This is a genomic window from Paenibacillus sp. FSL M8-0212 (assembly GCF_038004645.1).
In the GTDB taxonomy this organism is placed as follows: domain Bacteria; phylum Bacillota; class Bacilli; order Paenibacillales; family Paenibacillaceae; genus Paenibacillus.
Genome location: NZ_JBBORP010000001.1, coordinates 4,072,910 through 4,086,037 on the forward strand (window position 1 = coordinate 4,072,910; position 13,128 = coordinate 4,086,037).

Consider the following 13,128-nt stretch of genomic DNA (forward strand, 5'->3'; position numbering starts at 1 on the left):
GGAAAGGAGCGTTATCATTGCTTTATTCGCAATACCGGTGGAATACACCGAATATCGATTTGGAGGCGGCTGCGGGACTCTCGCAGGCGCTTTCCGTTTCACCCCTTGTTGGACGTTTGCTTGTGAGTCGAGGAGTGCACAATGAGAAGGAGGCCGAACGTTTTTTGCATCCTGATCTGAATCAGATGCATGATCCCTATCTGCTCCTCGGCATGAATGAAGCTGTGCCACGTATCAAGCTGGCATTGGAGCGGGAAGAACATATTTTGATCTACGGGGATTATGACGCTGATGGCGTATCCAGCACATCGCTCATGATCCATTTGATGCGTCATCTTGGGGCTTCGTACGATATATATATCCCTCATCGCTCGAATGAAGGGTATGGATTGCACAACCATGCGTTGGATTGGGCGCATCAACAAGGCGTTTCATTGATTATTACCGTGGATACCGGAATCAGTGCTGTTGAACAGATTGCCTATGCTGCAACGCTGGGCATTGAAGTCATTGTGACAGATCACCACGAGCCTCCTGACATTTTGCCCGAAGCCTTTACACTTATTAATCCAAAACTTCCGGGATGCCCGTATCCTTTTAAAGGTTTGGCAGGAGCAGGAGTAGCCTTGAAGCTCGCTCAGGCATTAATCGGGGAAGTGCCCGGTGAATGGATGGAGATTGCCGCCATCGGCACCGTTGCCGATCTGATGCCTTTGGAAGGGGAGAACCGGGTTATCGTTAGTTATGGAATAGAATCGATGCGTGGTTCACGTCTTCCCGGTGTAAGTGCATTGCTGGAAATCAGTGGGGTGGATCAGAGTCAGGTGACTTCAATTAATATTGCCTTTGCCATGGCACCTCGTATTAATGCCAGTGGACGTTTGGATCATGCCGGAAGAGCGGTATCGCTTCTCACCACCGAGAATCTGGATGAAGCTCATACGCTTGCGGGCCAGCTTGATCTATTGAATCGGGAGCGGCAGCAAGTCGTAGAGGGCATATTACAAGAAGCAACTGCACAGTTGGAACAAAAGATACGGCTTCGTTCAGGATCCGTTCCAGATGTAATCGTATTGGCTGGTGAGGGCTGGAACGTCGGAGTAGTTGGTATTGTGGCTTCCAAATTGCTGGAGCGTTATTACCGACCTACACTTATCCTTGGGATCGATCCAGAGAGCGGTGTCTGCAAGGGCTCTGCGCGCTCTATTGATGGCTTGGATATCTATGAGGCGCTCACAGTCAATAAACACACCATGGACCATTACGGGGGACATCCTGCTGCAGCAGGTATGACCTTGCATCGGGATCAGCTGGAAGAACTTGAGGCTGGTTTGAATGAGTTTGCTGCATCTGTATTAACTGAAGAGGACTTTGTACCTCAACGTCTTGCGGATGATGAATGCAGAATCAGTGATGTTCCGCTGAAAGTAATCCAGGAGATCGACAGATTGCAGCCTTTTGGAATGAGCAATCCTTCGCCACGGTTTGTATTGAGAAGTGTGACTGTGAAGGAAACCAGAACAATGGGACGAGAGAAACGCCATCTGAAACTGGTTCTGGAACAGGATGGTCAGCAACTGGAAACCGTTGCTTTTGGCAAGGGAGCGTTAGCAGAGTTTCTTCTCCCAGGTTCCGTTATTGATGTGATGGGAGAACTGTCCATCAATGAATGGAATGGGATGAGAAAACCTCAATTGATGCTTCAGGACATTCATGTTCCTCAGGTCCAAGTGTTTGATTTGCGTGGTAATGCCGAGCCATTAAATGCGATGAAGCATTTCTTGAGCTCACTTGAGGTGCATCTGCGATATAAATCTGGTTCTGTTGGTGCTATTGTCCGGAAAGAAACAGATGTTTCCGAGGGAAATTCATTGTATGAACCTTGCCTTTGGGTATATGATAGAAAGGTCGGGTTATTTCCGTGTAATGCTGCTGCACAGCATTATGGACAGGAACAAGTCCGGACGTTATTTGTGTTTGATACGCCGGAAACCCCGGAACAACTTAATGCCATGCTGGCTTTGTTCAGTGGAGCTGAGAATATCATCCTTCTGCACGGATCAGGCAACCGCCGAGATCGCCTTCAGATGCCTTCCAGAGAACTCTTTAAGCGTATTTATATGCAGGTGTTGAAATGGAAAGCTGAACCCGTGGAGGAACAAGAGATTACTCCTGTGCTCAGTCGTCAGTGTGGTTGTTCGCCGCGCATGATTACGATGATGTTGGATGTATTCGAAGAGTTATCCTTCATTACCCGTGATAACGGCAAAATTGCGTTTGTGGATAACCCGCCTAAGCGTGAACTAACCGCTTCACGTCACTATCAGGCGCTCGAAAATATGGCCGAGATAGAACAGGTGATGCTGGATGCAGCCACACCGCAACTGACACAATGGATGATATCCCGGATGAAGGGCGTATCTTAGATGGAAGTTTGTGTATTTATTTTAGGAGGAGATTATTTTGGATTTTAAAGATTATATTCGTGTCATTCCTGACTTTCCACAACCGGGAATCAGCTTTAAGGACATTACAACATTGTTGAAGGATGGAGAAATGTACCGCAATGCGATCAATGAACTGAAAGTGATGGTTTCTGATCTTAAAATTGACGTTATTGCTGGACCTGAAGCACGTGGATTCGTTGTGGGCGCCCCTCTGGCATACGCTCTTGGTGTCGGTTTTGCTCCGATTCGCAAAAGTGGAAAACTGCCTGGAGAGACGATTGAAGTTGGTTATGATCTCGAGTATGGCAAGGATACACTCGCGATGCACACAGATGCGATTGAAAAAGGTCAAAATGTCCTGATCGCAGATGATTTGCTCGCAACGGGTGGAACGATTGCAACTTCCATCAACTTGATTGAACAATTGGGTGGGAAAGTTGTCGGAGCTGCCTTCCTGATCGAGCTGTCTGATCTGAATGGTCGTGCCAAATTGCCAGAAATCGATGTATTCACATTGATGAATTATTAAGCTGAGATCTCCACATGTACCGCTGTGACGAAACATGAATTGTTTTTTCCGTTTCCCGGGAAATAATATAGAGCATTAATGATTATCAAAAAGCCTGTTCTTCCAACCGTAAGGTTAGGGAGAACAGGCTTTTTGATGTGTATACGATGGAAATTAATGTGGCGTTTTTTCAGTGACAGGCTGTTTACGCGAATCGTCATTCAACCAACCTAGCACTTCAAACAGTTTGAACAACAAGCTCATCAGGATTCCGACGATGGTTGCCAATGCCATCCCTTTCAGATGAACGCCGTAGAAGGTAACTTCTGTACCACTCAGTCCGATGACCAGTACAAGTGTAGTAAGCAGTAGATTGGTCGGTTTGGCAAAATCGACTTTCTGTTCAACAAGAATACGCAGACCGGATGCTGCAATGACCCCGAAGAGAAGTAGTGATACTCCACCCATAACAGGCACAGGAATGTTGGCTACAAGCGCCGAGAATGTTCCTGAGAAGGAGAGCACGATTGCAATAACTGCTGCCCCACCAATGACATATGTGGAGTATACGCGGGTCAGGGCCATTACACCGATGTTCTCACCATAGGTTGTATTAGGAGTAGATCCTACAAACCCGGACAGAATGGTGGAGACCCCATTACCAAGCAGGGAACGATGAAGCCCAGGGTCTTTTGAAAGATCTTTGCCTACAATGCTGCTCGTTACAAGCAAATGTCCAATATGTTCAACGATAACCACAAGCGCTACAGGTAAAATGGTGAAAATAACGGACCAGTCAAATGTAGGCGTTGTTACGGTTGGTAGTGAGATGAAATCAGCGTTTCCAATAGCCTGTTTATCAACCAGACCCATAGAATAGCCAAGGATATAACCGACTACAATACCGATTAGAATATGAATGATTTTGGGGAATCCACGGAACGTTACGGCTCCAATAACAGTGATACCGAGTGTGGCCATGGATAAAATAATGGGTTTGGCCTGAGGCACCCAGTTGGGGTTAGCAACAGGATCAGAGTTAATCAATCCTGCCATACCAGCTGCAACAGGTACAAGCTCCAGACCGATCAGAGCAACGATGGCGCCCATAACCGCTGGTGGGAAGACTACGTTAATCCATCCGGTACCCGCAAATTTAATAATGAGGGCCACGAAACAGAAAACAAGTCCTGTTATGATAAAAGCTCCAAGTGCCATGGAGTAGCCATTCTCTGGATGTTGTTTTAATACCATTGTGACAGGTGCAATAAAGGCAAAGCTTGATCCGAGATATGCTGGAATCTTACCTTTACACATGAGTATGTACAACAGTGTTCCAATCCCGTTCATCAGCAGGATCATACTTGGATCAACACCGAACAGGTTTGGTACAAGCACCGTGCTACCAAACATGGCGAACAAATGCTGAAGGCTAAGCAGTGAACCTGAGCCAAGAGGCATCTTTTGATTAACCTGAATTTCGCGTTGCAATGAATTTCATCTCCTTTTCCGAAACACAAACTTTCAATAGATTACAGAGTTTCTCTTAATTAAGCAATAACATTTTTGACGTAGCAAAGCGATGGAATTTATATTTTCATGAATTTTCCTTCTATTTCAGCAAATAACGGCAATAATACATAAGAAATAAGAAATACATCCAATCCCCTGTGAGTCATAGGGAAATGGGATAGAAGTAATCCAGATCACCAATATAAAAATTGGATAAGCGCTGTTATTCGTCAGCAGTTGACGGGAAACGGGCGAAGCGTCATAATTATAGGAAATTACTTTTACGGGGAACCTGTGTTGCAGCACTGTCACGGGTTCCATTTGGTATAGAAAGGACACGGAACAGATCAGAATGGGCATAGAGCAATTACTCGAGAAGGCCGGGGCATATATCAAAGAACCCGATCTGGTGCGCATACGAGAAGCTTACGAATTTGCTGATCAGGCCCACCATGGACAGACGCGAAAATCGGGAGAACCGTATATTCTGCATCCGCTTGCGGTTGCCGACATTGTTGTGAACATGCAGATGGACACCATCTCCATAATAGCAGCGCTTCTTCATGATGTAGTAGAGGATACTACGGTCTCACTTGAAGAGATCCGCAATCATTTCGGCAATACGTGTGCCATGCTTGTTGACGGCTTGACGAAGCTGGAACGTATTCAGTTTCGCTCCAAGGAAGAACAGCAGAACGAGAACTACCGCAAAATGTTCATCGCCATGGCGCAGGACATCCGTGTCATCGTGATTAAATTGGCTGACCGTCTGCATAATATGCGGACACTCAAGTTTCAGTCGGAAGAAAGCCAGCGCCGGATTTCATATGAGACGCTGGAAATTTTCTGTCCGATTGCAAACCGTTTGGGTATCTCTGCAATCAAATGGGAAATGGAGGACATCGCCCTCCGTTATTTGAATCCGCAGCAGTATTACCGAATTGCAAACCTCATGCACAAAAAACGTGCAGAACGTGAGCAATATATTGATACGGTTATGGATGGAATTACGAACAAGCTCGATGAGATGGGAATTCAGGCAGACCTTTCGGGCCGCCCGAAACATATCTACAGCGTGTTCAAGAAGATGACCACCAAAAACAAGCAGTTTAACGAAATTTACGATCTGCTTGCTATCCGTATTATTGTGGATAATATCAAGGATTGTTATGCTACCCTGGGAATTATACACACGTTATGGAAACCGATGCCTGGACGCTTCAAAGACTACATTGCGATGCCGAAGGCGAACATGTATCAATCGCTGCATACAACGGTAGTTGGTCCCAATGGCGAACCAACGGAAGTGCAGATCCGGACATGGGATATGCACCGGACTGCTGAATTTGGTATTGCTGCCCACTGGGCCTACAAAGAAGGCGCTGCGAACGGAAATCATTTTGAAGATAAGATTACGTTCTTCCGTGAAATTCTTGAACTTCAAAACGAAGCACAGGATGCATCAGAATTCGTAGAGTCACTCAAAATGGATTTCTTCTCGGATCTGGTATTTGTATTTACGCCAAAAGGAGAAGTCATCGAATTGCCGATCGGCTCTGTTCCTTTGGATTTTGCTTATCGAATCCATACGGAGGTTGGTAATCGGACCATTGGTGCCAAAGTGAACGGTCGGATTGTTCCGCTCGATTATCATCTGAAGACAGGCGATATCATCGAAATTTTGACGTCCAAACATTCTTACGGACCGAGCCAGGACTGGATAAAAATTGCGAAATCATCTCATGCACGAGCGAAGATCAAGCAATGGTTCAAGAAGGAACGCCGTGAAGAAAACGTTGAAAAAGGTCGGGATAGCTGTGAGCGTGAACTGAAACGCATGGGGCTTGATCCTTCTGCATGGATGACGGATGACAAGTTGATGGAAGCTGCCAAAAAATATGCGTTTAACGATATTGATGACATGCTTGCTGCTGTTGGATTCGGTGGGATTACTGCTGCACAGATTGTAACCAAAGCAACGGAAAAACTGCGTAAAGAGCAGGAAGAGTCCAGTTTGCTGGAATTAAATTCCGAGATGCGTGAGCTGAAACCTGCACCTGAGCGCAGAAATCGACCAACCAACGGTATTCGTGTCAAAGGCATTGATAATCTGCTTGTCCGATTCGCACGATGCTGTAATCCTGTACCTGGGGATGACATTATCGGATACGTTACACGCGGACGCGGCGTTTCCGTACACCGTAGTGACTGTCCGAATATCCCGACAAGTGCAGACGGAGAAGAAGCAGCACGTGTGATTGAGGTCGAGTGGGAAGAGAATATTGAAGCAAGTTACAGTGTGGATATTGAGATTACAGGCCATGATCGGAATGGCTTGCTCAACGAGGTACTTCAGGCTGTATCTGAAAGTAAAACCAATATATCTGCCGTTACAGGACGGACAGATAAAAATAAATTAGCATTGGTGCACGTCACAATTCTGATTCGTAATACGGATCATCTGCAATCCGTTGTAGAACGGATCAAACGTGTGAAAGATGTCTATTCGGTGCATCGGATTATGCAGTAAGGAGCCTGTAAGATGAGGGTGCTTGTACAACGCTGTAAAGAGGCTCAGGTGACCGTGGGAGACGAGCTGACAGGGAAGATCGAATCCGGATTAATGCTGCTCGTAGGCATTACCCATGAGGACACCACGAAGGATGCCCAGTATCTGGCTGACAAAGTTAGTGGGTTACGGATATTTGAGGATGATCAGGAGAAGATGAATCTCAGCCTGCTTGATGTAGGCGGTGCTGTATTGTCTGTTTCCCAGTTCACCCTGTATGGGGATTGTCGCAAAGGAAAGCGTCCGAGCTTTGCGGCTGCGGCCCGACCTGAAGCGGCAGAACTGTTATATGAAACGTTTAATCAACTACTACAGGATAAAGGTATTCAGGTTGAAACCGGGCGTTTCGGAGCGATGATGGATGTAACATTTACCAATTGGGGACCCGTGACTTTGATGCTTGAAAGTCCGGTTCGTCAGGAACCACGTGCATAATTTCATGGGGTTTAGGCCATAATGAGGGATAATTCGTTGATGACTATTTCATGATCAAAGGAGTATCCATCCAATTATGCGCCAATCTGCGAAAGAAACACGTACCCGTACAGAACCTTTGTTACTCCCTGGCAACCTGTATGAATCATTGCACCTTGCCCGTTCGGCTGCTGAGTATGTTGCAACGATCTGGGCACTTCAGGATACGGACAAAGGGAAGCAAAGTCATCTTCCGCGATCTTGAATGTTTACAAAGGTATATAAACATCCGATATTTGGATTATACAGATTCTGAAAAAGTCCTGATTCCTTCCCGAATCAGGACTTTTTGTCGTGAGTAGAACTTTTTAAGTGTTCGTTTGACGACTTCGTTACAAAATGAAATTACATCAAATTGTTATAAATTGCTCTGGTGAGGGTAATAACAAAACGAGGCACAACGAAGTGCCAATGTACTGCAAGACCCGATTTTATAAAGAAAGTTCGAACACGGAAAGGAGAACATACGTTATGAGTAAAGTTGCTTTTTTATTGGCGAATGACTTTGAGGATTCGGAGATGCAGGTCCCGTATGACGAAGTAAAAAAAGCTGGACATGAAGTGGAGATTATCGGATTAAAAGCCGGTGAGACCCTTAAAGGTAAAGGAGGAAAGGCCTCCTATACCACAGATAAGGCGATTGGTGATGCATCCGCTTCAGATTATGATGCAGTCGTGATTCCTGGTGGATCATCCCCTGAGAATTTGCGGACTGATGCGCACATCTTGAAGTTTGTCACCGAGATCAACAGTGCGAAGAAACCAATTGCTGCGATCTGTCATGGTCCGCAAATTTTGGCTAGTGCCGGTCTGTTGAAAGGCCGCACCATTACATCCTATCCACCACTTAAGGATGACATGGTAAACGCAGGAGCAGAGTTCAAGGATCATGAGGCCGTTGTGGATGGAAACTATATTACATCCCGAACACCTGAAGATGAGCCAGCGTTTGTACGTGAACTGCTAAAAGTTATATAACTTCAGCCAGTGCCACTGACATACATTGATGTATCTTAACTACGTTACATCGTGACGTTTACAAACTTCACGTTGCATTTCATTCCGAAAAAGGAGGGTTTGACATGACAAAACATATTCAGGCGTATTTTCGAACCGAGGACGAGGCAGAGGGAGCAAGAACTTCACTTCAGACGTTCCGTACAGAGCATTTGGAAGTAGGTCAACTCGATAGTGCGATAGGTAGAGACACGCGTGTTATGGTGCCACTGGTGCCTTATAATACAGCAGGTGGGGTAGGCACCAACGGAGCAATGGGTGTAGGTGCAGCCCCTGGTGTTCCAGCTAGCGAAAATGTGATCCCTGTAGTAGCCAATGTGGACCGTGATGCAGAACGGGATACTCGTGACCGAGTGAATGAGGATGGAGACCTGCTGAATGCTGCAGATGTGTCTTCGGCCGATTATGATGATCTGCATTATGTTCTGTCTGCCAAAGTAAGGGATGAGGATTATGAGGAGATTGTTCATAAGCTTCGTTCCAACCATGCCTATGTGGAAGATTTGAATTAACGTGTAGATACTTCTTGGCCCTTGCACTGCTCGACCACACAGTCGAGTGATGTGCAAGGGCTTTTTAATCAGGAGGATATTAAAAAACTAATTTATAAAGCGCTATCATTTTTGTAATATTACTGTAATATTAGATACATAAGCCTTTAACATAGTGGGCTTATAATAACACACATGACCCCCTTTTTTTATATATCCTTTGAGCCTGCACACCGTGTGCAGGCTATTTTTTTTGAACTGAGAATGTGTATGTTTTGGGCAGAGCTTACCCCTTTATTCAATTTTTGCTAGAATAGAGAGATGGGTTTATATATTCTACAGCGAATTGTTTTCATAGTTGGGCTACATTGGACGGTAGATCTAGCTCCAGCGATTGGGTTCAGGCGAATCCAATCCTATGACAGAGAGTATGAGGAACTCATCGCCAGAGTGATCGGTCATATTCCAGATGAACATATACTCGCTGAAACGGCCCCGCCTTTTTTTATATAAGTACGGGGCAGCCGTTTCTGCTTAATCGATGGAATTTGAAAGTTATATAGAATGCCTCGTTTGAGAAATGACACCTACAATGCTAAAGCAACAGAGTTCTCATGCGAATGGCTAGAGACAGATTTAAGGGGGAATTAGTTTTGAGTAAGGTTGGAAGAAATGATCTATGCCCATGCGGTAGTGGGAAAAAATATAAGAAATGTTGTCTGAACAAGGAGTCCTCTGCAGTAGAATCCATACTGGGGATAATATCAACGGAGCAACCGGTTCGGGAAGCCTCCATTCAGTCTGAGAGCAAACTAACCTTGACCAAGCTGAAAAAAATGGTGGCAAGCGATTTGAAATGGGAGCATCCGGCTCACGAACAGCTGGCACTGCAGACTATTGAGAACATGAGGAAACAATACGAGCCAGAGGTAATTTTGGAAGCTCTGGTGTTATGGAACGGCTACTCCCGTCAGACCCGCCCTACTGTGAAGAAGACAGGCTCGTTCTCTGCTGCAATTGAGTATTTGCTGTCCGAGGAATACGGCTTCAATGTCTCAAAGGCTGAGCTGGCTGATAAATATGAGGTAACGACAGGCACGATCTCCCGGAAGGTTAAGGAGATGAATAGTTACATCGAAGAATACGGCATGGGCGGTGAAACGGACGAGCTATTGATGCTGAACGGTCCAGGCACATCGAAAGACAAAGCACAGGCTCTGCTGTCTAAGGCGATGGAAGCGAGCTCTTCCAAACGGAGAGTACGTCTGGCGGAAACAGCGCTGGAGATGTATCCTGACAGTTCTGATGCGTATCTCATTTTGGCTGAGGAATCGGACAATGAGAATGATGCACGATCTTACCTCAAGGAAGGAATTGCTGCTGGCAAACGTGAACTGGGTGAACTGTTCTTTGAGGAGAACAAAGGGGACTTCTGGGGGCTTCATGAGACTCGTCCCTATATCCGGATATGCAAAAGCTATGCCGAATCCTGCTGGTTTGGCGGAGATACGAAAGAAGCATCACAGATCCTGGAGCATATTCTAGAGCTTAATACGGAAGACAATACCGGAGCACGTTACCTGCTCGCTGCTGTGTATTTGTATAGTAACCAATTGGATCAGGCAGAGCAATTGCTGGAGGAGTATGGAAGAGGTGACGCCGCAGCGGCCTTTGCCTATGACAAGATTATTCTGGAGTATAAGAAAAACGGAATCACCTCCCAGCTCAAAATGCTGTACCGTGTGGCCCGGGGTTTGAACAAACATGTGCCTGATTACCTGTTGGGTTTGAAGCGGTTGCCGCATAACCTCCCTGATTTTGTCGGAATGGGCGACTCCGACGAAGCGATTGCATATGTCATTATGCATTCCCGTTTATGGGCGAGCGCGCCGGATCTGTTGAAATGGATGCTGCAACAATAGAGGAATAAGAAGCGAATAGAAGTTGGAATTCATATGATGAATTCAGCTTCTATTATCCGTGATTTTTGTGGACGTCCCATCCCGTGCAGCGTGTGAGCAAAATTTTTTAGAGCTATCTTTTCGTGTTAACCCTTGACTTTAGCACTGCGGTTCATTACAATCAGAAAAAGTAATAACGATAAAATAATACGAGTAAAATATTACTGATTTGATGACGGGACCAAGTACTCCGTGCCCACATGACCAGAGAGGAATCCCCAGGCTGTAAGGATTCTCTTGATGAGCGGACGAATGACTTCCCCGAGAACAGACGGCGAACATAGCAGAAATGATCTGTTAACCAGTAGCCGGCCTGCGCAGGACGTGCGTTACACGTAGAGCGGAATATCTGCTTGATCAGGGTGCTGTATGCAATCTTGAATCATCAGAGATCACCTGAACGGCTAAAGTGTCAGGTTTCCGGAATGTGGGTGGTACCACGGGTGAATGTATATTACACAATCTCTCGTCCCTTGTTTGCTGTATACACAGCGACAGGGCGAGGGATTTTTTTGTTATATAAGTTGATTTAAAAGAAATACACGAAAACGGAGAGGGCAGAAAAAACCTGTAAAAGCGAAGCGTTCGCCTAAAAGCTTTCTGAAAGAAAGCTACATCGGAAGCATATGCTATCACCGGATTTCAACATTATAAAATTAATTAAAAAAATCTGGGGATAACAGCGATTGTAAGGTTGTTCTGCCCGCGCAGTGATCACGTGTAGAATTTTTTAACTTTTAGAGAAAAAAATCAATGCTGGAGGGATCAAGATGGCTTTTCAAAAACCGACTGGAACGCAGGACTTACTGCCTGGAGTTGTCGAGAAATGGCAGTACGTAGAAGAAAAAGCACGAGATCTGTGTCGACGGTTTAATTACCGTGAGATTCGTACACCGATCTTCGAACAGACTTCTTTATTTGTACGCGGTGTAGGAGAGACTACCGATATCGTTGAGAAAGAAATGTATACCTTTGATGACAAAGGTAATCGCAGCATGACTCTTCGTCCGGAGGGAACAGCGGGTGTTGTCCGTGCGTATGTAGAGAATAAAATCTACGGCGAACCGGATGTGAGCAAGCTGTATTACATCGGTCCAATGTTCCGGTACGAGCGTCCGCAGGCAGGCCGTCAGCGTCAGTTTCACCAGTTTGGTGTAGAAGCCATCGGTGCGCTGGACCCGGCAATTGATGCGGAAGTAATTGCACTGGGCTACCAGTTGTGCGTAGAACTCGGCTTGAAGGATGTCAAAGTGGAAATCAACTCCGTTGGTAACTCAACCAGCCGTGCAGAATACCGCGAGACGTTACTTGGGTTCCTCAGACCGATGAAAGACAGCCTGTGTAAGGACTGTCAGTCACGCATGGAGCGTAATCCGCTACGTGTGCTCGACTGCAAAGTCGATCAGGACAAATTCGTAGGGGCACCTTCCATACTGGATAGCCTGGATGAAGAGTCTTTGAATCACTTTGCCAAGCTGCAGGCATACCTGGATGATTTCGGAGTGGATTATGCTGTGAACAATCGTCTGGTACGGGGCTTGGATTATTACACACTGACTGCTTTTGAATTAAAAGCTCAAGGTATTGGAGCAATAGATACGGTTGGCGGCGGTGGTCGTTACAATGGTCTGGTTGGAGATATCGGCGGACCTGATCAGCCGGGTATTGGCTTCGGTATTGGTCTGGAGCGTATTCAACTGATTCTGGAGCACCAAAAAATTGAGGTTACTACACTGGCTCCACTGGATGTATACTTTGTTGCTCTGGGAGAGGCAGCTGATCGTGAAGTGAACCGTCTGTTGTTCAAACTTCGTCAGTCTGGACTGTCTGGGGAACGTGATTATCTGGGCCGCAAGATGAAAGCACAGATGAAATCAGCTGACCGTTTCAAATCCCGCTACACTGCCATCCTTGGTGATGACGAGCTGGAGCGTGGTGAGATCGCCCTCAAATCGATGGATACGGGTGAGCAACAAACCGTGAAGCTTGATGATCTGGTAACAGCAATTCGCGAAGGCAAATAAGCACGAAGTGTTACATTAAATCTTAAACATTCAACGTAAAACAATTGATCCGGCAAAATTACTGAGGCTCATCGACGATTCCAATTAAGCGGAAGTTGGCGAGCCAGAGGTAAGATGCCTTTTCG

Annotated in this window: 10 protein-coding genes; 9 read left to right on the forward strand and 1 reads right to left on the reverse strand. The window is 45.9% G+C overall.

Going from position 1 to position 13,128, the window contains the following annotated elements:
- Positions 1–17: 17 nt before the first annotated feature.
- Positions 18–2,426 carry a single-stranded-DNA-specific exonuclease RecJ gene (gene recJ / locus MKX68_RS18015; protein ID WP_338588347.1) on the forward strand — a complete coding sequence of 803 codons (2,409 nt, stop codon included), beginning with the start codon at positions 18–20 and terminating at the stop codon, positions 2,424–2,426.
- Between the two features lie 37 nt (positions 2,427–2,463).
- Positions 2,464–2,976, forward strand: coding sequence for an adenine phosphoribosyltransferase (locus MKX68_RS18020; protein ID WP_017686780.1), 513 nt, complete (start codon positions 2,464–2,466; stop codon positions 2,974–2,976).
- Between the two features lie 153 nt (positions 2,977–3,129).
- On the opposite strand, the gene uraA is transcribed toward MKX68_RS18020, so the two are convergent.
- Positions 3,130–4,446, reverse strand: coding sequence for a uracil permease (gene uraA / locus MKX68_RS18025; protein WP_338588346.1), 1,317 nt, complete (start codon positions 4,444–4,446; stop codon positions 3,130–3,132).
- Positions 4,447–4,819: 373 nt separating this feature from the next.
- Here uraA and MKX68_RS18030 point away from each other — a divergent pair, with 373 nt between their 5' ends.
- From MKX68_RS18030 to hisS, 7 genes are all read left to right on the forward strand, one after another.
- Positions 4,820–6,997: a RelA/SpoT family protein gene (locus MKX68_RS18030; RefSeq protein WP_062835889.1), complete on the forward strand. Its 2,178-nt coding sequence runs from the start codon at positions 4,820–4,822 to the stop codon at positions 6,995–6,997.
- A 12-nt stretch (positions 6,998–7,009) separates the two neighbouring features.
- Entirely contained in the window at positions 7,010–7,471 is a 462-nt protein-coding gene (dtd, locus tag MKX68_RS18035) for a D-aminoacyl-tRNA deacylase (RefSeq protein WP_339789385.1), read from the forward strand.
- Positions 7,472–7,547: 76 nt separating this feature from the next.
- Complete coding sequence (locus MKX68_RS18040) at positions 7,548–7,715, forward strand: hypothetical protein (protein WP_340913392.1); 168 nt, start codon at positions 7,548–7,550, stop codon at positions 7,713–7,715.
- A 266-nt stretch (positions 7,716–7,981) separates the two neighbouring features.
- On the forward strand, positions 7,982–8,488 hold the full coding sequence (locus MKX68_RS18045; RefSeq protein ID WP_105601829.1) for a type 1 glutamine amidotransferase domain-containing protein: 507 nt from the start codon (positions 7,982–7,984) through the stop codon (positions 8,486–8,488).
- Positions 8,489–8,592: 104 nt separating this feature from the next.
- Positions 8,593–9,039 carry a hypothetical protein gene (locus MKX68_RS18050; protein WP_338588344.1) on the forward strand — a complete coding sequence of 149 codons (447 nt, stop codon included), beginning with the start codon at positions 8,593–8,595 and terminating at the stop codon, positions 9,037–9,039.
- A 632-nt stretch (positions 9,040–9,671) separates the two neighbouring features.
- Complete coding sequence (locus MKX68_RS18055; RefSeq protein WP_340913396.1) at positions 9,672–10,940, forward strand: SEC-C metal-binding domain-containing protein; 1,269 nt, start codon at positions 9,672–9,674, stop codon at positions 10,938–10,940.
- A gap of 809 nt (positions 10,941–11,749) precedes the next feature.
- Entirely contained in the window at positions 11,750–13,003 is a 1,254-nt protein-coding gene (gene hisS / locus MKX68_RS18060; protein ID WP_340913398.1) for a histidine--tRNA ligase, read from the forward strand.
- Positions 13,004–13,128 lie beyond the last annotated feature (125 nt).

Bases quoted from the DNA above. Each gene is read 5' to 3' on its own strand.
- hisS (WP_340913398.1), top strand. From the start codon at position 11,750: ATGGCTTTTCAAAAACCGACTGGAACGCAGGACTTACTGCCTGGAGTT.
- MKX68_RS18040 (WP_340913392.1), top strand. From the start codon at position 7,548: ATGCGCCAATCTGCGAAAGAAACACGTACCCGTACAGAACCTTTGTTA.
- MKX68_RS18045 (WP_105601829.1), top strand. From the start codon at position 7,982: ATGAGTAAAGTTGCTTTTTTATTGGCGAATGACTTTGAGGATTCGGAG.
- MKX68_RS18030 (WP_062835889.1), top strand. From the start codon at position 4,820: ATGGGCATAGAGCAATTACTCGAGAAGGCCGGGGCATATATCAAAGAA.
- MKX68_RS18050 (WP_338588344.1), top strand. From the start codon at position 8,593: ATGACAAAACATATTCAGGCGTATTTTCGAACCGAGGACGAGGCAGAG.
- dtd (WP_339789385.1), top strand. From the start codon at position 7,010: ATGAGGGTGCTTGTACAACGCTGTAAAGAGGCTCAGGTGACCGTGGGA.